Genomic DNA, 20,099 nt, shown 5'->3' on the forward strand with positions numbered 1-20,099 from the left:
CGGTACGTTCGGGGTGCCCGGGCCGCGGCGTCGCGTCCCGGGTTTCCCGGCGACGAGGGAGGCCCCATGTCCGTGCAGGACCCATCGCAGACCGAGCGGCCCCGGATCCACGGCCGGTGCGACGCGCGCTTCGCGGCGGTGCGGGAGGCGTTCGAGGAGAACGTCCGGACGCGGGGCGAGCTCGGCGCCGCGGTGGCGGTCACCGTCGACGGTGTCACGGTGGTGGACCTGTGGGGCGGGTGGGCGGACGCGGCCCGCACCCGCCCCTGGGAGCGGAGCACGCTGGTGAACGTCTGGTCGACCACCAAGGGCCCGGTGGCGCTGTGCGCGCATCTGCTCGCCGACCGCGGCCTGCTCGACCTCGACGCACCGGTGGCCCGGTACTGGCCGGAGTTCGCGGCGGCGGGCAAGGAGAAGGTGCTCGTGCGCCATCTGCTGTCGCACCGGGCCGGGCTGTCCGGCCTGCGCGAGCCGCACTCGCTGGACGCGCTGTACGACTGGGAGCTGACCACCGCGCGCCTCGCGGCCATGGAGCCCTGGTGGGAGCCGGGCACCCGGTCCGGGTACCACGCGCTGACGTACGGCTTCCTGGTGGGCGAGGTCGTGCGGCGCGTCTCGGGCCTGCGGCCCGGCGCCTTCCTGGAGCGTGAGGTGACCGGACCGCTCGGGATCGACTTCACCGTCGGCCTGCCCGCGACGGAGGCCGGGCGGGCCGCCGAGCTGGTGCATCCGCCGGCGGTGCCGAGCAGCGAACGGGCCTCTGCTTTCAGCCAGTTGACACCGGCCGCGCTGGCGGCGCTGGCCAATCCCCCGGTCGGTGCGGCCGAGGCGAACACCCCGGAGTGGCGGTCCGCGGAGATCCCCGCGGCGAACGGGCACGGCACCGCCCGGGCGGTCGCGGCCCTCTACGGCGTCTTCGCCGGGCGCGGTTCCCACGGCGGCCGGCGGATCCTCTCCCCGCAGGCGGCGGAGCGGGTGCGCGAGGGGCAGGGGCCCTGCCGTGACCTGGTGCTGGGCGCGGGGCTCGAGGGCGAGACCGAGGTCGGGCTCGGTCTGTGGCTGAGCGGCCCGCGGGGGTCGTACGGCCCGAACCCGCGGGCTTTCGGTCATGACGGGTTCGGCGGTTCGTGCGGGCTGGCCGACCCGGAGGCGGGGGTGTCGCTGGGCTACGTGATGAACCGGATGGGGCCGCGCATCGCCGACGATCCCCGGAAGATGGCGCTGATCGACGCGCTCTACAGCGCCCTGTGACCCTCTCGCCGGCACCTTCGCCCCGCGGCACGGCACCCTGAGCACGCGGGTGCGTTTCGGCCGAAACGGGTGGGCCGCTCTTCCCTTGTGGTTTAGACCAATGCTAAGTGTGGTCGCGCAATGAGCCCGCACGGCTACGTCTCGTGACCAACAGGAGGGCGCGGCATGGCCCGCACCACCCCGCACGAACCCCCGCACGAACCCCCGCAGAGCGACGACCGGCCCCTGTACGGGCGGGTCGCGGCCCTGCTGCTCGACGAATTGCGCGCCGGCACCATTCCGCCGGGTGAACGGCTGCCGGGTGAACGGCATCTGGCCGCGTACTTCGGGGTCAGCCGGGAGACCGTCCGGCAGGCGCTGGAGGTGCTGCGCCGGGGCGGTCTGGTCGCCACCGACCGGCGCGGCAGCCATGCGACACTGCCCGGCCGGCCGGTCGAGACGCCGGGATCGCTGGCCTTCCCGGTGGGCGTCCGCTCGGTGGACCCGGGCACGCTGGACCGGGCGACGGTGACCTGGGAGGCGCCGCCGCCGGAGCACGCACGGGCACTGGGCCTCGCCCCGCACCGGCCGACGCTCATGCACCGCTACCGGTCGGCCTCGCCGGACGGCCGGTCCCTGCGGACGGCGGTGACCTCGTTCTCGGCGGTGGCGCTGAACGAGGTCGCGGAGCTGGCCCGGTACCGCGACCGGGCCGACGGGGCCACCCCCGCCCAGCTGTGGCGGGCCTACGACTGGATGCGCAAGGCCGGTCTGACCCTGCACCACCGGGACGCCATCACCCAGGTCGGCGACGCCCCCTCGGTCCGTGTGACCCGGCGGGTGCACGACCAGTACGCCCGCCCGCTGGAGATCACCGATCTGCTGGTGGACGCCGAACGGGACGCGCTGGTCTACGAGTTCACGCTGCCGTCGGCGGGGTGAGCCGCCGGGCGACCACCAGCCGGGCCCGGGGGCTGCCGTCGTCGCGCCTGCCGAACCCGGGCAGCGCGGACAGTTCGACCGTGAAGCCCGCGCGCCTCAACTCCCGGGTGACCTCGGCCAGCCGGAAGGCCCGGTAGTACATCACGAACGGCGGACGCCACAGCGCGTTGCGCACCCGCATCACCGCGTCGAAGCCGAGCAGCGCCCAGAAGGCGGACTGCGTCGGGCGGGGCGGCGCGAGCACCGGGAAGGCGAAACGGCCCCCGGGCCGCAGGACCGAGTGGACCTGGGTGAAGAGTCCGGGAAGCTCCCGGGGCAGGAAGTGACCGAACGCCCCGAAGGAGACCACCAGATCGAAGGCGGCCCCGAACGGCAGGGCCCGGGCGTCGCCGCGTACCCAGACGGCCTCGGGCCCGCCGGCCGGGCGGAGCCGGCGCCGGGCGACGTCGAGCATGCCCGCGCTGAAGTCGACCCCGGTGACGCTGTTGCGGCACAGTCCCGCCAGCGTCTCCACCCCGGCGCCGGTGCCGCAGCACAGGTCCAGACCGTCCTCGAAGGGACCGAGCGGGGCGAGCGCGTCGGCCACGGCCTCCAGCACCGCGTCGGACGTGCGGAACGGGGTGCGGTCGAACTTGGGGGCGAGCAGGTCGTAACCGCGCTCGACGGACGACAGCGCCTGCACGGCGAGCTCACGCACGCTGGGACCACCGGGACCGAACATGCCGTCAGCCCAGGGCCACGCGCTCGGCCAGCACCGTGAGGACCCGTTCGCACCAGCGCAGGTTCTCCTCCTCGAAGGCGATCCCGGCCAGGAGGGTGAGGTACGGGCCGACGCGGTCGGCGGTGCGCAGGTACTCGTCCTCGGTGCGGCCGTCGAGGAGCCGGTCGCGCAGGCGGTGGTAGCGGTCGAGCTTGCCGCGCGCCCAGCCCCTGCGCTCCTCGATCAGCGCCCGGGTGGTCTCCGGGTCGCCGCCGTCCATCGCCTGGACCTTGATGAGGAGCTCGTCCCGGATCGCGGTCGGCCGCTTCGGCGGCTCGGCGGCGAACGCGCCCAGCTCGGCCCGGCCGGCCTCGGTGAGCGTGAACATCCGCTTGTTCGGGCGCCGCTCCTGCCGCACCGTCCGGGCCCGGACCAGCCCGTCCTGCGCCAGGCGCTCCAGCTCCCGGTAGAGCTGCTGCGGGGTGGCGGGCCAGAAGTTCGCGAGCGAGACGTCGAACCCCTTCGACAGCTCGTAGCCCGAGGCCTCGCCCTCCAGCAGGGCGGCCAGGACGGCGTACTTGAGCGACATGTGGACACGCTAGCAGTCGTTGACTACTCTCACCCGCACCTATTCAATTAATTGACTATGCGGGGTGATCCGATGCGCGCGTTCCGCGAGGCGGTCGAGGCCGGGGACATGGCTGCGGCCGAGGCGCTGCTGGCCGAGGACGTGGTCTTCACCAGCCCGGTCGTCTTCAAGCCGTATCCGGGCAAGGCGATCACCGCGGCGATCCTGCGCGCGGTCGCCGAGGTGTTCGAGGACTTCCGCTACGTCCGGGAGATCGGCGACCCGGCCGGGAAGGAGCACGCGCTGGTCTTCACGGCCCGGGTGGGCGACCGCGAGCTGACCGGCTGCGACTTCCTGCGTGTGAACGAGGACGGCCTCATCGACGACTTCATGGTCATGGTCCGTCCACTGTCGGGCGCCCACGCCCTGGCCGAGGCCATGGGCGCCCGGTTCGAGCAGATCGCGAAGGAGGCGGAGGCGCGGTCGGCGTGAGCCCGTGCCCCCCGGCCCGCGCTCAGCCCCGCAACTGCCCCAGCGTCGCCTTGGCGTCCTTCTTCAGCCACTCGTCCACATCGCTCAGCGCGGGCGGGCTCTTGTCCTCGTCGTAGGAGGACAGGTAGACGCTGTAGCTCATCGTGTACGTCACCCAGCCGTCGCGGACGGCGAGCGTGGCGTAGCGGGAACCGCTGCTGGACGAGCCGCTGGTGGTGTCCTGACTGACGAGGTAGGCCTCGTCACCGATGCCGCTGACCGGCGAGACGTCGTAACCGGTATGGCTGTCGCCGTAGTTCTTCCAGGTGGCGGTGAACTCGGGTCCCGGGTCGGACTTCTTGTGCAGGTCCAGTTGCATGGTCAGATACGCGTCGGCGTACGAGGAGCCGGTCTTCTTCAGGCCCAGGCTGCAGTAACTCTCGTCCAGCGCCTTGTCCTTGAGGGAGTTCTTGGTGGGCGTGGAGTCGTCCGCGGGATACTCGGCCTTGAAGGAGGAGTAGTCGGCGCCGGAGCACATGTTGGCGGGCGCCGCGTAGCCGCGCAGGTCCGCGCTGTCCGACGTGCCGCCGACGAGGAAGACGCCGGCCGCCCAGGCGGCGGAGGCGACGACCGCGCCGACCGCCGCCCACAGCACCGCCTTCCCGGCCCCGCCGCCACCGCCCGGCGCGGCGACGGGCACCGCCGGGCCGTACTGGGGTGCCTGCACGTAGGGGTTCCCCGGCTGCGGTCCGCCCTGCTGCCCGAACTGGCCCGCCTGTCCCGGCTGTCCGGCCGCGGGCTGGGCCGCCGGCTGGCCGACCAGTGTGGGCTGGGCGTAGAAGCCGCCCGGCGGCGGGGACTGCGGGTTCGGGTACGGGTAGGCCGTCGGCTGCGGCGGGACGGCCGGCTGCGGAGCGGGCTGCGGAGTCGGCTGGTCGGCCGGCTGCGGGGGCTGCGGTGGCGTGGACATGTCCTGAACATAGTCCACGGTTGACGGTCAAGTCCCTGGACGTCCGGGATCGTTACTGCCTGGGGACGTCTGGTGCGATTCCGCGACCCCGGCAGGCGGCTCGGTCCCGAGGGCTCGGTGACGGAGTCGCCGTCGGAGTCGCCGTCGGAGTCGCCGTCGGCGGCGGGAACACAGGCCGACGATTCCGTGTTGACGGGATCGGAAGCACCGGTATAGTGCCGAACAGCGCTTGCGGCGCCCCCTCGTACGGGCACCGGCACCGCTTCTCTCTTCATCCAGCCCCTCGGCCGAGGTTCCGACCGGCCCGGGCTTCAGCTCAGCACCACCTCGTGACCAGGCCTTCCGTGCCGTATCCGGGGTGTCGTTCCCGCCGCCCGGAGGCCGTGTGCACGCCTCCCTCCCGCGGCTTCTCCCCCCTTCCCTCCCGCTTCGCCCCGTCCGTGAAAGGACCCCCCCACCATGACCACCACACTCGAACACCCTCCCGTGGTCCAGCAGGACCCCGCCGCCCGGCTCGTCACCGGTGTCCTCGACATCGACGCGCACGGGAAGGGGCACCTGCGCGGCCCGGGTCTCCTCCCCTCCCCCGGTGACCCGCAGGTCCCCGCGGCCCTGATCCGGCGCCACGGACTGCGCAAGGGCGACCTCGTCGAGGGCCTCCGGGGTGCCCAGCGCGCCCTGACCGAGGTCGCGCGCGTCGACGGGCGTGCCCCGGCGGAGCTGCGCTCCCGCCGCCACTTCCGTGACCTCACCCCGCTCCACCCGCACGAGCGGCTGCGTCTGGAGCATCCCGCGTCCGGACCGGCCGGGCGCGTCACCGATCTGTTCGCGCCGGTCGGCAAGGGCCAGCGCGGTCTCCTCGTGGCGCCGCCGAAGAGCGGCAAGACGGTGCTCCTCCAGCAGCTGGCCGCCGCCGTGGCCGGAAACCACCCCGAGTGCCGGCTGATGGTCCTGCTGCTGGACGAGCGGCCCGAGGAGGTCACCGAGATGCGCCGCTCGGTGCGCGGCGAGGTGTACGCCTCCACCTTCGACCGGTCGGCCAAGGAGCACATCGCCCTCGCCGAACTCGTCGTCGAGCGGGCGAAGCGCCTGGTCGAGGCCGGTACGGACGTCGTGATCCTGCTGGACTCGCTGACCCGGCTGTGCCGGGCCCACAACAACGCCTCCGCCGCCGGCGGCCGCACCCTGAGCGGCGGGGTCGACGCGGGCGCGCTGCTCGGCCCCAAGCGGTTCTTCGGCGCCGCCCGCCGGGCCGAGGAGGGCGGCTCGCTCACCATCCTCGCCACCGCGCTGGTGGACACCGGCTCCCGTGCCGACGGCTACTACTTCGAGGAGCTGAAGAGCACGGGCAACATGGAGCTGCGCCTGGACCGGGAGGCGGCCGCCCGCCGGCTGTTCCCCGCCGTGGATCTCGACGCCAGCGGCACCCGGCGCGAGGAACTGCTGCTGTCCCCGGCCGAGTTGTCGGCCGTCACCGGTCTGCGGCGCGCCCTGCGGGCCCGGGAGGGCGGACCGGCCGGTCTGGAGACCCTGCTGGAGCGGATGCGCGCCACCCCGGACAACGCCGCGTTCCTGCGGCAGGTGCGGCCCACCCTGCCCGGCGGCTGACCCGGCTGCGGCATCCGGGTTGCCCCGGTACCCGAACGGCCCGGGCGGCGTGGCGAACAGCCGTCACGTTCGTACGTTGATCATATGATCACCGGATTCTCTTATCGGGCGGCTGTGTCGGTCTGCTCCCTGTGCGTGGCGGGTGTGCTGGTGCTCACCCCGGCTGCCGCCGCCGCGTCCCGCGCCGGGGAGCCCGCACCGCCGGGGCCCCGGGCAGCGGTGCCCGGGCCGTCGCTTCTCTACCGGTCCGGCCCCCAGGTCAGGCCGCACCGGGGCGTGCCCGAGGTGCCGGAGGTCTCGGCGCTGTCCTGGCTGGTCGCCGACGCCGACAGCGGCGAGGTGCTGGCCGCGAACCACGCGCACCGCCAGCTGCCGCCCGCGAGCACCCTGAAGACCCTGTTCGCCCTCACCGTGCTGCCGAAGCTGCCCAGCGGCATGCAGCACACCGTGCGCTACGAGGAGCTGGCGGACGTGGGCGAGGGCAGCAGCCTCGTCGGCGTCGAGGAGGGGCACTCCTACCAGGTGGCCGACCTGTGGCGCGGAGTCTTCCTGAACTCCGGGAACGACGCCGTGCACGTCCTCGCCTCGCTCAACGGCGGCTGGCAGACCACCGCCCGGCGCATGCAGGACAGGGCCCGCGACCTCGGCGCCCTGGACACCCATGTCGTCTCCCCCGACGGCTACGACGCCCCCGGCCAGGTCTCCTCGGCCTTCGACCTGGCGGTGTTCGGCCGGGCCGGGCTGCGCAACCCCGACTTTGCCCGGTACTGCTCCACCGTCGAGGCACAGTTCCCCGGTGACGGGGCGTCGTACGCGATCGAGAACACCAACCGGCTGTTGTCCGGGGAGGACGGGGTGGCGCCGTACCCCGGGCTGATCGGCATCAAGAACGGCTACACCAGCAACGCGGGCAACACCCTCGTCGCCGCCGCCCGCCGGGGCGGGCGCACGCTCGTGGTCACCGTGATGAACCCTCAGGAGGGCGGCGGACTGGCCGTGTACGAGGAGGCCCGGCGGCTGCTCGACTGGGGCTTCGCGGCGGCCGGGCGGGTGGACCCGGTCGGCTCGCTGGACGGGCTGGCCAAGCCGGCGCCGTCGGCCGTCCCGGTGGCGGCGGCCGCCGCCTCCAGCACCACCGGCGACGACTCGGAATGGTCCGGCACCGCCCTCGTCGCGGGGCTCTCCGGGCTCGGCGCGGGCGCCGTGGCGCTGGCCCTGCGGGCCAAGGGCGGCCGGAACCCGCGCGGCTGACCCACCGGCAGGCCGAGCAGCAGCCCCAGGGTGATCCACGTGTAGGCGTTGCTGCCGAGGAAGCCGCCCACGCCGGAGGCGTCGTCGAACCACAGCCACACGACGCTGGTGCACAGCACCGCGTACAGGGCCCCCGCGATCCGCGGGTGCCCCGCGCGCAGCAGCACGGCGAAGGACGGCAGCAGCCACACCAGGTGGTGCACCCAGGTGATCGGGCTGACCAGGCAGGCCGCGGCACCGGTGAGCGCGAAGGCCGCCGTCCAGTCGCCGCCCGCCACCGCACGGCGGGTGCGCCACGCCCAGACGCACAGGGTCAGCAGCACCAGCGTCGCCCACAGCGGGCGGCCCGCCTCGCCGAGACGGGCCAGGACGCCCTGCAGCGACTGGTTCGACACATAGCCGATGCGGCCGACCCGGCCGGTGTCCCACAGCGCCTCGGTCCAGTAGAAGCGGGACGCCCCGGGGTCCGCCCAGGCGGCGAGCGCGGTCGCCGCGACGGCGACGGCCGTGGCGACGCCGGCCGCGCGACGGCGCCCGGCGAGCAGCAGCAGGCCGATGAACAGGGCGGGCGTCAGCTTCACGGCGGCGGCGAGTCCGATCCCGGCCCCGGCCCAGCGGCCCCGGCCGCTCGCGAGCAGCCGGAGGTCGACCAGCACGAGGGCGAGCAGCACCAGGTTGACCTGGCCGAAGCTGAAGGTGTCCCGCAGCGGCTCGAACAGCGCGAGCAGGCACAGGCACAGCGCCCAGCGGTACCAGCCGTGCCGCCGCCCGGCTCCGGCCAGGATCCGCAGGACGATCGCCAGCGCGGCCGTGTTCACCAGCAGGGAGGCCACGATCGCCGTGGTCCGGCCGAGCAGGGCCAGCGGCAGCATGGCGACCGCGGCGAACGGCGGATAGGTGAAGCCGTACGACGTGCCCGGCACCCGGTAGTCGTAGATCCGGCCGCCGTGGTGCGCCCAGGTGTGCACGGTGCCGTAGTAGACACGCAGGTCGAAGAAGCCGCGCAGCAGCGGCACGGTCGCCGTGAACACGGTCACCGCGGCGGCGAGCGCCAGCACGAGCAGCAGGCGGCCCCGGTCGGTGCGGGGGCGCGGGAGCCGGATCATGCCGTGCGTCCCGCCGCCGGAGCCAGGGACGCCTGGTGCGCCTGCCACAGCACGACCACGCCGAGCACCCCGCCGGAGACCGCGAGCACCAGCTGCGCGGGGTCGGCGGGGCCGCCGCTGGGCAGCACGGCCAGGGCCAGCACGCCCGCGAGGGCCGCCACCCGGTGCCGTATCGAGGTGTCGGGCGCGGCGGCGGCGATGAGGAACAGGCCCCACAGCACGTACCAGGGGCGCAGCGCCGGCCCGAACACGGCGACGGCCAGCAGGCTCAGCCCGAGCGCGTACTCCGGCCGGGGGCGCAGCCGGACCCAGATCAGCAGCACGGCGACCGCCGTAGCCGCGAGGCCGAACAGGTGCCAGGCCGGTACGGCGAACGAGGCCAGGCCGCTGCCGAGGTGCTCCAGCAGGGCGGCCGTGGCGCGGCCGAGCAGGCTGGTCAGGGCCCAGTTGTGCGGGGAGACCGGGGTGGCCAGGGCGCCGATCCAGCCGTAACCGGTGCCGGCCACGGCGGTGGCGGCCACCGTGGTCACGGCGGAGACGGCGGCCGTCGTCAGGGCCGCCGGCAGCGGGCGGCGCCCGGCGTGGACCTGGAGGATCACCACCGCGGGCAGGCCGAGCGCCGCCGGGGCCTTGACCAGCGCGGCGAGCGTGACGAGGACGGCGCCGAGAGCGGCCCACCGGCCGCGGGCGGCGACCAGGCCGAGCCCGAGCAGGCCGAGCATGAGGGCGTCGTTGTGCGCCCCCGCCACCAGGTGCAGCAGGACCAGCGGGTTGAGGGCGCCGAGCCACAGCGCGGCGGCCGGGTCGGCACCGCTGTGCCGGGCCAGGCGGGGCAGCGCCACCGCCATCAGGGCCACGCCCAGCAGCGCGAGCAGGCGCATGCCGATCAGGCCCGCGGGCAGCTCGCCACGGGTCAGGCCGGACAGCACGGAGGCCAGGGCCAGGAAGGCGGGGCCGTACGGGGCGCCGGTGTGCTGCCACATCGGGGCGACCTCGTCGGCGAGCGGTCCGCCGAGCTGGGCGGGCCCGTGGCCGTACACGTCCATGTGGGCGTCGACCATGGCGCCCTGCGCGAGATAGCTGTACACGTCCCGGCTGAACAGCGGCGGTGCGAGCAGCAGCGGGGCGGCCCAGACCGCCAGCACGAGCAGCAGGGCGCGCGGGGTGGGGGGCCGCGGTCCGCGCACCAGGCGCCCGAGCAGCACCCAGGCCGCTATCAGCAGCACGACGCCGAAGTACACCCCGACCAGACCGAGCGCCGCCCGCGCCGAGGCGGGGGCCAGCAGGTACTGGACGGGCAGGGCACCGGCCGTCTCCCCGCCCAGCGCGAGGAAGGCGGTGCCGGCCAGTCCCAGTACCTGGCAGCGGCGGAGATCGACGGGGAAAGCCATGGCCAACACTGGGTCAGCGTGTCAACGCCGGGTGGCCGGAAGGCGACGGCAGCCCTGCCGGACGAGGGCCGACGTGTGACCGGCGCGTGGTGTGTTCCGGCCGGGCCTCAGAACACCGAAAGCCCGGTGAGGGTCGTGAAGCGGTCCAGCGCCGCCACGCCCGCCACCGAGTTCCCCCGTTCGTCCAGCCCCGGGCTCCACACGCACAGCGTGCACCGGCCCGGTACGACCGCGATGATCCCGCCGCCGACCCCGCTCTTGCCGGGCAGGCCCACCCGGTAGGCGAAGTCCCCGGCCGCGTCGTACGTCCCGCAGGTCAGCATGACCGCGTTGACCTGCTTGGCCTGGCTGCGGGTGAGCAGCCGGGAGCCGTCGGCGCGGATGCCGTGCCGGGCGAGGAAGCCGGTGGCGAGGGCGAGGTCGGCGCAGGAGGCGGCGATGGAGCACTGGCGGAAGTACTGGTCGAGCAGGACCGGGATGTCGTTGTCGATGTTGCCGTAGGACGCCATGAAGTGGGCGAGCGCGGCGTTGCGGTCGCCGTGCGCGGTCTCGGAGGCGGCGACCTCCTTGTCGAAGTCCAGCGCGGGGTTGCCGCTCTCGGCGCGCAGGAACGCCAGCAGCTCTCCGGCCGCGTCCGAGGTACGGGTCTGGAGGCGGTCGGTGACGACGAGGGCGCCCGCGTTGATGAAGGGGTTGCGCGGGATGCCGTTCTCGTACTCCAGCTGCACCAGGGAGTTGAACGGGTTTCCGGACGGCTCGCGCCCCACGTGTTCCCAGAGCTCGTCGCCCTCGCGGGCCAGGTCCAGGGCGAGCGTGAAGACCTTGGTGATCGACTGCGTCGAGAACGGCTGCCGCCACTCCCCCACCCCGTACACCGTGCCGTCCAGCTCCGCGACGGCCATGCCGAAGCTGCGGGGATCGCGGGCGGCGAGGGCCGGGATGTAGTCGGCGGGCCGGCCGCGGCCGGGCGTGCGGCCCATCTCCTCGGCGATGCGCTCCAGGATCGGCAGGAAGGTCAGGGACGACGTCGTTGTCATGATCACCATTCTCCCTCCGGCCGGTCCCGGAGCGTAATCGTGGCCGTGTCGCCACAGGTCAGGCGAGGGGTGCCCCGCTGCCCGCGACGACCTCGGGACGCAGCAGGCCGGCCAGCCGGTCGGCCGGCAACAGGCCCTTCTCCAGGACCAGTTCGGCCACTCCCCGGCCCGTGGCGAGGGCCTCCTTGGCGATGTCGGTGGCGGCCGTGTAGCCGATGTGCGGGTTGAGCGCGGTGACCAGGCCGATGGAGTTCTCGACGGTGGCGCGCAGCCGCTCGGTGTTGGCGGTGATGCCCGACACGCAGCGCTCGGCCAGGGTGAGGCAGGCGTTCCGCAGGTGCGTGACCGACTCCGACAGGGAGTGCAGGATGACCGGCTCGAAGGCGTTGAGCTGGAGCTGTCCGGCCTCGGCGGCCATGGTGATGGCGACGTCGTTGCCGATCACCTCGAAGGCGACCTGGTTGACCACCTCGGGGATCACCGGGTTGACCTTGCCGGGCATGATGGACGAACCGGCCTGCACCGGCGGCAGGTTGATCTCGCCGAGGCCCGCGCGCGGACCGGAGGACAGCAGACGCAGGTCGTTGCAGCTCTTGGAGAGCTTGACCGCGATCCGCTTGAGCACGCCGGACATCTGGACGAAGGCGCCGCAGTCCTGGGTGGCCTCCACCAGGTTGGCGGCGGTGACCAGCGGCAGCCCGGTGATCTCGGACAGGTGCCGGCGGGCGGCCTCGGCGTAGCCGGCGGGAGCGTTGAGGCCCGTACCGATGGCCGTGGCACCCAGGTTGATCTCATGGATCAGCTCGACGGCCTCGGCGAGCCGGCTGCGGTCCTCCTCGATCATGACGGCGAAGGCGGAGAACTCCTGGCCGAGCGTCATCGGCACCGCGTCCTGCAGCTGTGTGCGGCCCATCTTGAGCACGGCTCGGAACTCGACGGCCTTGCGGGCGAACGCGTCCTGCAGGACGGCCATCGCCTTGAGCAGGCCACGGACCGCGAACACCGTCGCCACCTTGACGGCGGTCGGGTAGACGTCGTTGGTCGACTGCCCCAGGTTGACGTCCTCGTTGGGGTGCAGACGCGCGTACTCGCCCTTGGCGTGCCCGAGGAGTTCCAGCGCGCGGTTCGCCACGACCTCGTTGGCGTTCATGTTGGTGGACGTGCCCGCGCCGCCCTGGATGACGTCGACGACGAACTGGTCGTGCAGCTTGCCGGCCCGGATCTCCTGGCAGGCGGCGACGATCGCGCGTGCCTTCTCGGGCGCCAGCAGGCCGAGTTCCTCGTTGGTGAGGGCGGCGGCCTCCTTGACGGCGGCCAGGGCGTCGATCAGGTGCGGGTAGGCGGAGATCGGGGTGCCGGTGATGGAGAAGTTCTCCGTGGCGCGCAGGGTGTGGACACCCCAGTACGCGTCGACGGGCACATCCCGGTCGCCGAGCAGATCGTGTTCGCTGCGGGTGAGGGCGGCGGTCATGGGGAGACGGTCCTCTTTCCGAGGTACGGAGGTGACGACGCCCCGTGAGGGGGGCGGGACGGTACGGATGTGCGGCTGCCGCCGCGTGGGCGTGATCGGCCGCGAAGGACCCGCGGGTCCGGACGGCCGGTCCGGACGGCCGCTACGCGCAGGCGGGAAGCGGAACGGGGTCCAGCGCGCGCACCGCACGCACGCACCCCACCGGCTCCCCGCCCCCGAGCAGCGGCTCTCCCGCGAACTCGGTCAGCAGCCGGGGGTCGACGCCCGCGCGGGCGAGTGCCGCCGCCGCGACCGGGATCCTCGCCCGGTTCGCCCCGTCGGCGATCTTCACGGCGACGGCCCGGCCGTCGGGCAGCGCTGCGACCTGCACGCCCTCGAAGCCGTCCTTGGCGAGCAGCCCCGGCACGGCCCGCATCAGCGCGGCGACGTCCCGCCCCGCGCCGGAGGCCATCTCGGCGTGCGTGCGCATCGCGTCGGCGACCTGGGCCTCGGGCGTGCCCGGTGCGGCGGAGGCGATGCGGGACAGGGCGCGGGCGAGGCCGTGCAGGGAGATGGAGAAGAGGGGCGCGCCGCAGCCGTCCACGGAGACCCGGGCGACCCGCTGGCCGGTCAGGTCCTCGACGATCTCCTGGATCGCCTGCTGCAGCGGGTGCCCGGGGTCGAGGTAGTCGTCCAGGGACCAGCCGTTGAGCTTCGCGGTCCACAGCATGGCCGCGTGCTTGCCGGAGCAGTTCTGGGCGAGCCGGGACGGCGGCCGGCCCTCGCGGACCCAGGCGTCCCGTACGGCGGGGTCGAACGGCATGTCGGGGACGTTGCGCAGGTCGTCCTCCGTGAGGCCGGCGAGGTCGAGGATGCGCCGGGTCCCGGCCAGGTGCCGCTCCTCCCCCGAGTGGCTCGCGGCGGCCAGCGACAGCAGTGCGCCGTCGAGCGGAAGCCCGGCCCGGAGCATGGCCACGGCCTGGAGGGGCTTGACGGCCGACCGGGGGTAGAAGGCGGCCTCGATGTCGCCGAGCTGGAACTCCACCCGGCCGTCGGCGCCGAGGACGACGACGGAGCCGTAGTGGAGGCCCTCGACGACTCCGCCGCGGACGAGGTGGGCGACGGGAGCGTGCAGGGGTTCGCGGACGAGGGGTGCGTCGGCGGGGGAAATGCTGTACATCACTGCCTGTATCGGGGGGTCGGGGTCGGCCGGTACGCGGGTCACGCGTCGGCGCCGGTGGACGTGCGGGATATCCGGCCGCGGATGGCGATCATGTTGACGTGCCGGTGCTTCGGGCGCTCGCTGTAGCCGGCGTCTCCGGCGTCGACATGGCCGGACGAGGGGCGCCTGCCGTCCTTGAGGTGCCGTTCGCTCACGCCTCGGGTCCGCCTTCCGTGGGGAGGTCCGTCCGCCGGGGACGCACGATGTCGGTGAGGGTGGTCTCGACGCGGTCCAGGTGGTGGCTCATGGCCTGGACCGCGTCGTGCTCGGAACCGTCGGTCAGCGCCTCGACGATCGCCCGGTGCTCGCGGTTGGACTGCTCGCGGCGTCCGCCCAGCTCGTTGAGGAAGGCCGACTGACGCGCCAGTGCGTCACGGATCTCCTCGATGACCCGGCGGAAGACCGGGTTCTGGGCGGCCTCGGCCACGGCGAGGTGGAAGAGGGTGTCCATCGCGACCCAGGCCGTGGTGTCGGTCTCCCGCTCCATGCGGTCGAGCAGGTGGGCCAGGTGGTCCAGGTTCTCCGGGGTGCGGCGCGCGGCGGCGTACCCGGCGACCGGGATCTCGATGTGCCGGCGCACCTCGAGGAGGTCGCTGGCCGCGTAGTCGCCGAAGGTGGGGTCCTCGACGGCGCTCGCGACGACGAAGGTGCCCTTGCCCGTCCGGGAGACCGTGAGGCCCATCGTCTGCAGCGCGCGCAGCGCCTCGCGGAGCACGGGCCGGGACACCTCGAGGGTGCGGCACAGCTCGGCCTCGGAGGGGAGTTTGTCGCCTATGGCGTACTCGCCGCGCTCGATGGCGCCGCGGAGGTGGGCGAGGACCGCTTCCATGGCGCTCACGCGCCGAGGGGTCCGACCACCTGTCTGGCTGTCTGACAGGTTCACGGGAGCGATCCTGCGGGTTGCGGGGCAGGACTGTCAAGGCGTTCGTAAGGAAATATTCACGGGGTGCGGCGCCCGAATGCAGGCATCCGCACCCCGTGGGTGTTCAGCGGGTTCCGGTCAGGCGTTGAGCACGCCCGTGGCGAGCAGGCCGAGCAGGCCGGCGCCGATGACGATCCGGTAGATCACGAAGGCGTTGAAGGAGTGCTTGGCGACGAACTTCAGCAGCCAGGCGATGGAGGCGTAGGCGACCACGAACGACACGATGGTGCCGACGGCCAGCGGGGCGGCGCCGACGCCCGCGCCGAGGGCGTCCTTCAGCTCGTAGATGCCGGCACCGGTCAGGGCCGGGATGCCGAGGAAGAACGACAGCCGGGTGGCGGCGACCCGGTCCAGGTCCAGGATCAGCGCGGTGGACATGGTGGCGCCGGAGCGGGAGAAGCCGGGGAAGAGCAGGGCGAGGATCTGGGAGCAGCCGACCCACATCGCGTCCTTGAAGGAGGTGTCGTCCTCACCTCGCTTGTGCCGGCCCATCTGGTCGGCGGCCCACATCACGCCCGAGCCGGCGATCAGCGAACCGGCGACCACCCACAGCGAGGCCAGCGGGCCGTCGATCAGCGGCTTGGCGGCAAGACCCACGACGACGATCGGGATGGTGGCCGCGATCACCCACCAGGCGAACTTGTAGTCGTGGTGGTAGCGCTCCTCGCGGTTGGTCAGACCGCGGAACCATGCGGAGACGATCCGCTTGATGTCCTTGAAGAAGTACACGAGCACGGCGGCGATGGCGCCGACCTGGATGACGGCGGAGAACCCGACGACGGACTTGTCGTCGACGGGGATGTTCATGAGCCCCTCGGCGATCTTCAGGTGGCCGGTGGAGGACACGGGGAGGAACTCGGTCACCCCCTCGACGATGCCGAGGACGACGGCTTGACCGACGGAGATGGCGCTCATGGGATCCAGTTCTGAGGAGAGTTGGTCGACAGTGGTGTAGACAGTAACGACTATGCCCGGCCGTATGGCAAGCGCCTAGGCCCACAGGAGGCCGGCGAGTGAAACCCCGGCGAAGGCCGCCGCCAGCCCCGCCGCCAGGCTCGCGACGACGTTCACGGCAGCGTAGAGGCCGGAGCCGGCCTCGGTCAGCCTGAGGGTCTCGTAGGAGAAGGTCGAGTACGTCGTGAGCGCGCCGCACAGCCCGGTGCCCAGCAGGAGCTGCAGATGGGGTCCCGCGGCCCCGGCGGAGACCGCGCCGGTGAGGAGCCCGAGGATCAGGGAGCCGGTGACATTCACCACGAAGGTGCCCCAGGGGAAGACGGAGTCGTGGCGGGCCTGCACGGCGCGGTCGGTGAGATAGCGCAGGGGTGCCCCGACCACGGCCCCCGCGACGACCAGCAGCCAGTTCACAACGACCTCTCACCCTTCGGTTCCGCTCCGCGCGTGCCGTGCCGGGTCACGGCCGCCTCCCGGTCAGCACCCGGCGGGCGGCGACCGAGGCCAGCCACACCGCGGCCAGCGCCGCGGCCGGCGTCGCGGCGAGGTACGCCAGCCCGGTCCCGGGGCGGCCGGCGTCGACCAGCCTGCGGATGTCGACGGCATAGGTGGAGAAGGTGGTGAAGCCGCCGAGGACACCGGTGCCGAAGAAGGGGCGTACGAGCCGGTGCGCGGCCCACACCTCGGTGATCACCACCATGAACACGCCGATCACCGCGCAGCCGATGACGTTGGTCCAGAACGTCGCCCAGGGGAAGTGGCCGGGGGGCGTGGGCCAGGCGAGCGTGAGCCCGTAGCGGGCGCAGGCGCCGAGGGCGCCGCCGGCCGCGACCACCGCGACGACGGGCGCCTGGGTACGCCACTGGGACCACCGCCGCGGCGAGGGGCGGACACGGATGCTCTCGGCTTCCGGGGCTGTCATGCTGGTGCGTCTCCTGTTCGGCCCTGCCCCGACGGGTGATCTAGGCCGGGCACCAGGGTACCGCCGGGCCCCGGCCGGCCTTCACCCGGCGGCGGGCCGGGCACACACCGCGACGCCCGGCTCCCACAGGCTGCCGAGCACCAGATGACCGCCGGTCACGCAGACGCTGGTGACCATGCGGAAGCCCGAGCGGCCGCGGGTGAGGTGGTGCAGGGTCCGGCCGTCGTCGTCCAGGGCCAGCACGCCGATCGTGCGGCCCGGCCGGAACGGCGCGTGGACGGCGGTCCGGGCGGCGGCGGCCCGGACGGCGGGCGGGGTGCGGTGCAGGAGGTCCAGCGGAGGGATGCGCGGGGCCGCGACGGCGACCCAGATCGGGCCATCGGGACCCTCGCGCCAGAGGTTGTCCGGCATGCCGGGGACGGCGGCGAAGAGGTCGGTGCGTCCGGCGCGGGGGCCGGTGAGGTGGAAGCGGGTGAGACGGCAGGCGCCGGTCTCGGCGATCACCAGGAAGGATCCGTCGGCGCTCGGAGCCAGGCCGTTGGCGAACTGCAGCCCCTCCAGGACGACTTCGGGGGCGCCGCCGCCGGCGGGTATCCGGAGCAGCCGCCCGGTACCGGTGTGTTCGACGATGTCGCCGATCCACCGGTGGAGCGGGTAGCGGCGGCTGGAGACGGTGACGTACACGGTGCCGTCGGGCAGGGCGACGGCGTTGCTGCAGAAACGGAGCCGCTCCCCCGCCACCGAGTCCGCGAGGACGTGGACGGTGCCGTCGCCGGTGCCGTCGCCGGTGCCGACGCGCAGCAGGCCGCGTTCCGCGTCACAGACCAACAGGGCGCCGTCCGGCAGGAGTTCGAGCCCCAGCGGGCGGCCTCCGGTCTCGGCCAGCACCTCGACCCGGGCGGTGAGCGGGTCGCCGAGGTGGTGGACCCGCAGGATGCGGCCGTCCTCCACGCCGGTCAGCACGCGCCCGTGCGGATCGGCGACCACGTCCTCGGGGCCGCGGGCGCCCAGGGAGACGTAGTGGAGGGGAACGAGGTCAGTGCGCCGGTCCATGTTGCGGTGCCCTTCGCCGTCGGTCGGCCCATCCTGGCAGGTCACCGCCGGCTCTCCGGCCGCTTCCGGACAATCGGCCGCCGTCGGCGGACGTCCGGCGCCGGGCGAGGCCCGTCGGACACGGGCGCCCGCGAGGCCGCAGCGCCGGCGCGCAGGCCGGTCCCGCGGCCGGCGGTCGCCGCTCTCACCAGCCCTTCTCGAACATCCGGGCCACCTCGGCGATACGGATCTCGTCGCGCCGGTAGTGCGTGCGCCAGCGGACCCGCCGGGTGCGCAGCACTCCGAGGCGGGCGAGGAAGTCGAGGTGGGCGGCGGCGGTCCGGCGCGGCACGCCGAGTTTGGCGGCGACGGCCCGGGCGGTGACGCCGGTCTCGACCGGGTCGCCGTGGCCGCGTGCCGGGAAGTGTGCCGCCGGATCCTTGAGCCAGTCCATGATGTCCCGCCGTGTGCGCCCCGAGGGATTCCTCAGCATCCGTCCCCTCCGCCCGCCTCCGTCCCGCCCGCTCAATGGCTGTTTTGCCCACTGTCGGGCCCGCGACGCGACTCCGCCCGGAACTCCCCGAGCGTTGTCCGATACCGAACGGCAGTACGACCGGGATCATGCGCCGGCGAGAGCGGCCCGGCCCACGCGGCGGAGCGGCACCTTCAGCCCGGCCCCGCGCCCCTGCGGGGCGCCACCAGCCCCGTCTCGTACGCCAGCACCACCGCCTGGGCCCGGTCGCGCAGGCCCACTTTGGCGAAGATGCGGGCCACATGGGACTTCACCGTCGCCTCGCTCAGGGTCAGTTCGGCGGCCAGTTCGGTGTTGGACAGGCCGCGGCCCATCAGGGTCAGCACCTCCCGCTCGCGCGGGGTGAGAGCGGCCAGGTCGGCGGGCACGGCCGCGCCGGTCCGCTCGGCGTCGGCCGCGTATCGCTCCACCAGGCGGCGGGTGATCTGCGGCGCAAGCAGTGCGTCGCCGGTGCCGACGAGCCGTACGGCCGCCGCCAGGTGCTCCGGCGTGACGTCCTTGAGCAGGAAGCCGCTGGCCCCGATCGACAGCGCCGTGTACACGTACCGGTCCAGGTCGAAGGTGGTCAGGATCAGCACCCGGCAGCCGGGCGTGTGGGCCAGGATGCGCCTCGTGGCCTCCAGACCGTCCATGCCCGGCATGCGGATGTCCATGAGGACGACGTCCGGCCGCAGTTCCCGGACAGCGGCGACCGCCTCGGCGCCGTCGGCGGCCTCGCCCGCCACCTCGATGCCCCGGGCGGTGAGGATCAGCCGGAAGCCGGTCCGGATCAGCGTCTGGTCGTCGGCGATCAGCACGCGGGGCGCCCGCTCGGGCACGTCCGGTGTCACGGCGGTTCCGTCGGGTGTCACGGCGGTTCCGTCCGGTGTCATGGGCGGTCCAGGGGGATGCGGGCCCGGACGCGGTAGCCGCCGCCGAGTCTGCGCCGGGCGTCCAGGTCACCGCCGTGGAGGGCGACCCGCTCGCGCAGGCCCAGCAGGCCCCGCCCGGTGCCCGCGTGCCGCTGCGGCCGGGGCGGCGGGGCGGTCCCGGTCAGCACGCTGGCACCGGTGTTGAGGACCTCGACGCGCAGGGCGTGCTCGGCGTAGCGCACCGTGACCTCCGCCTTCCCGCCGTCGCCGTGCCGGAGCGCATTGGTCAGGGCCTCCTGGATGATGCGGTAGGCGGTCACGTCGATGCCCTGCGGGAGCGGACGGGGCTCACCGGAGATGCGCACCTCGACGGGCAGCCCCGCGAACGATATCCGGTCCACCAGCGGGCCGAGCCGGTCGAGCCCGGGCTGCGGGCTGAGCGGCGTGCCCGGCGCGCCCTCTCCCGGGGCCGGGTCGGTGTCCGTGCCGTCCTGGGCGGGCGCCAGCAGGCCCAGCAGATGTCTGAGGTCGGTCATCGCGCCCCGCCCGGCCTCCTCCACCGCTCTGAGCGCGGTCGCGGCCTCGTCCGGCATCGTGCCGAGCACCTCGCGGGCGGCGCTCGCCTGGACGACCATCAGGCTGACGGTGTGACTGACGATGTCGTGCAACTCCCGGGCGATCCGGTCCCGTTCGGCGGCGACCGCCGCCTCCGCGGCGCTCTCCCGCTCCCGCTCCAGCAGCCAGCCCCGCTCCCCCACCGCCGCCTGCCAGCGGCGCCGGGTGCGCAGCAGCGCCACGGTCAGCCCCAGGACGGCCGCGCACGCCACCACGAGCGCCACGGCCGGCACGTCGTACTCCCCCATGCCGTTCATGGTTCCAGACGGCACTGACATCCGCATCGGCCCGGGGATTCAGCGCTCTGCGTCCAGAGGATGAGTCGGGC

Annotated in this window: 21 protein-coding genes and 1 pseudogene; 5 read left to right on the top strand and 17 right to left on the bottom strand. The window is 73.7% G+C overall.

Annotation, left to right across the window (positions count from 1 at the left end; genetic code table 11):
* Positions 1-66: 66 nt before the first annotated feature.
* Positions 67-1,251 (top strand): serine hydrolase domain-containing protein, encoded by a 1,185-nt coding sequence (locus tag AB0N17_RS20685; protein WP_366012852.1) that lies wholly within the window; start codon positions 67-69, stop codon positions 1,249-1,251.
* A 165-nt stretch (positions 1,252-1,416) separates the two neighbouring features.
* Positions 1,417-2,172, top strand: a complete 756-nt coding sequence (locus tag AB0N17_RS20690) for a GntR family transcriptional regulator (protein WP_366012853.1) — start codon at positions 1,417-1,419, stop codon at positions 2,170-2,172.
* Here the strand turns inward: AB0N17_RS20690 and AB0N17_RS20695 are convergent.
* Complete coding sequence (locus AB0N17_RS20695; protein WP_366012854.1) at positions 2,150-2,893, bottom strand: class I SAM-dependent methyltransferase; 744 nt, start codon at positions 2,891-2,893, stop codon at positions 2,150-2,152. The genes AB0N17_RS20690 and AB0N17_RS20695 overlap by 23 nt on opposite strands.
* A gap of 4 nt (positions 2,894-2,897) precedes the next feature.
* Positions 2,898-3,461: a PadR family transcriptional regulator gene (locus tag AB0N17_RS20700; protein ID WP_366012855.1), complete on the bottom strand. Its 564-nt coding sequence runs from the start codon at positions 3,459-3,461 to the stop codon at positions 2,898-2,900.
* 72 nt (positions 3,462-3,533) lie between these two features.
* On the opposite strand from AB0N17_RS20700, the gene AB0N17_RS20705 reads away from it, so the two are divergent.
* Positions 3,534-3,932 (top strand): nuclear transport factor 2 family protein, encoded by a 399-nt coding sequence (locus tag AB0N17_RS20705; RefSeq protein ID WP_366012856.1) that lies wholly within the window; start codon positions 3,534-3,536, stop codon positions 3,930-3,932.
* Between the two features lie 22 nt (positions 3,933-3,954).
* On the opposite strand, the gene AB0N17_RS20710 is transcribed toward AB0N17_RS20705, so the two are convergent.
* Positions 3,955-4,881 carry a hypothetical protein gene (locus tag AB0N17_RS20710; RefSeq protein ID WP_366012857.1) on the bottom strand — a complete coding sequence of 309 codons (927 nt, stop codon included), beginning with the start codon at positions 4,879-4,881 and terminating at the stop codon, positions 3,955-3,957.
* A gap of 459 nt (positions 4,882-5,340) precedes the next feature.
* Between AB0N17_RS20710 and rho the strand changes: the two genes are divergently transcribed.
* Both rho and AB0N17_RS20720 read left to right on the top strand, forming a co-directional pair.
* Complete coding sequence (rho, locus tag AB0N17_RS20715) at positions 5,341-6,489, top strand: transcription termination factor Rho (protein ID WP_366012858.1); 1,149 nt, start codon at positions 5,341-5,343, stop codon at positions 6,487-6,489.
* An 84-nt stretch (positions 6,490-6,573) separates the two neighbouring features.
* Positions 6,574-7,404 (top strand): annotated as a pseudogene (locus AB0N17_RS20720) (serine hydrolase); the annotation flags it as partial.
* Positions 7,405-7,463: 59 nt separating this feature from the next.
* Here AB0N17_RS20720 and AB0N17_RS20725 read toward each other — a convergent pair.
* From AB0N17_RS20725 to AB0N17_RS20790, 14 genes are all read right to left on the bottom strand, one after another.
* Complete coding sequence (locus tag AB0N17_RS20725) at positions 7,464-8,846, bottom strand: glycosyltransferase 87 family protein (protein WP_366012859.1); 1,383 nt, start codon at positions 8,844-8,846, stop codon at positions 7,464-7,466.
* The gene (mptB, locus tag AB0N17_RS20730; protein ID WP_366012860.1) at positions 8,843-10,237 is read right to left on the bottom strand and encodes a polyprenol phosphomannose-dependent alpha 1,6 mannosyltransferase MptB; all 1,395 of its coding nucleotides are present in this window, start codon (positions 10,235-10,237) and stop codon (positions 8,843-8,845) included. The genes AB0N17_RS20725 and mptB overlap by 4 nt, the downstream gene beginning before the upstream one ends.
* 107 nt (positions 10,238-10,344) lie before the next feature.
* Positions 10,345-11,283: a glutaminase gene (locus AB0N17_RS20735; protein WP_366012861.1), complete on the bottom strand. Its 939-nt coding sequence runs from the start codon at positions 11,281-11,283 to the stop codon at positions 10,345-10,347.
* A gap of 49 nt (positions 11,284-11,332) precedes the next feature.
* Complete coding sequence (gene aspA / locus AB0N17_RS20740; protein ID WP_366012862.1) at positions 11,333-12,745, bottom strand: aspartate ammonia-lyase; 1,413 nt, start codon at positions 12,743-12,745, stop codon at positions 11,333-11,335.
* A 142-nt stretch (positions 12,746-12,887) separates the two neighbouring features.
* Positions 12,888-13,904, bottom strand: a complete 1,017-nt coding sequence (locus tag AB0N17_RS20745) for an asparaginase (protein ID WP_366012863.1) — start codon at positions 13,902-13,904, stop codon at positions 12,888-12,890.
* Positions 13,905-13,945: 41 nt separating this feature from the next.
* Positions 13,946-14,101, bottom strand: coding sequence for a hypothetical protein (locus AB0N17_RS20750; protein ID WP_366012974.1), 156 nt, complete (start codon positions 14,099-14,101; stop codon positions 13,946-13,948).
* A complete protein-coding gene (locus AB0N17_RS20755) occupies positions 14,098-14,775 on the bottom strand; it encodes a FadR/GntR family transcriptional regulator (RefSeq protein WP_366012966.1) in 678 nt (225 codons plus the stop codon). Before AB0N17_RS20755 ends, AB0N17_RS20750 begins: the two co-directional genes overlap by 4 nt.
* A gap of 171 nt (positions 14,776-14,946) precedes the next feature.
* Positions 14,947-15,783: an undecaprenyl-diphosphate phosphatase gene (locus AB0N17_RS20760; RefSeq protein WP_366012866.1), complete on the bottom strand. Its 837-nt coding sequence runs from the start codon at positions 15,781-15,783 to the stop codon at positions 14,947-14,949.
* Positions 15,784-15,858: 75 nt separating this feature from the next.
* Positions 15,859-16,233 (bottom strand): fluoride efflux transporter CrcB, encoded by a 375-nt coding sequence (crcB, locus tag AB0N17_RS20765; protein WP_366012867.1) that lies wholly within the window; start codon positions 16,231-16,233, stop codon positions 15,859-15,861.
* Positions 16,234-16,279: 46 nt separating this feature from the next.
* The gene (crcB, locus tag AB0N17_RS20770) at positions 16,280-16,741 is read right to left on the bottom strand and encodes a fluoride efflux transporter CrcB (protein WP_366012868.1); all 462 of its coding nucleotides are present in this window, start codon (positions 16,739-16,741) and stop codon (positions 16,280-16,282) included.
* An 81-nt stretch (positions 16,742-16,822) separates the two neighbouring features.
* On the bottom strand, positions 16,823-17,794 hold the full coding sequence (locus AB0N17_RS20775; protein ID WP_366012869.1) for an SMP-30/gluconolactonase/LRE family protein: 972 nt from the start codon (positions 17,792-17,794) through the stop codon (positions 16,823-16,825).
* A gap of 184 nt (positions 17,795-17,978) precedes the next feature.
* Positions 17,979-18,266, bottom strand: a complete 288-nt coding sequence (locus tag AB0N17_RS20780; protein WP_366012870.1) for an ArsR family transcriptional regulator — start codon at positions 18,264-18,266, stop codon at positions 17,979-17,981.
* A 173-nt stretch (positions 18,267-18,439) separates the two neighbouring features.
* Positions 18,440-19,156, bottom strand: coding sequence for a response regulator transcription factor (locus AB0N17_RS20785; protein ID WP_366012871.1), 717 nt, complete (start codon positions 19,154-19,156; stop codon positions 18,440-18,442).
* A gap of 17 nt (positions 19,157-19,173) precedes the next feature.
* Positions 19,174-20,019 (bottom strand): histidine kinase, encoded by an 846-nt coding sequence (locus tag AB0N17_RS20790; protein WP_366012872.1) that lies wholly within the window; start codon positions 20,017-20,019, stop codon positions 19,174-19,176.
* Positions 20,020-20,099 lie beyond the last annotated feature (80 nt).

Source organism: Streptomyces sp. NPDC051133 (genome assembly GCF_040682635.1).
GTDB lineage: Bacteria > Actinomycetota > Actinomycetes > Streptomycetales > Streptomycetaceae > Streptomyces.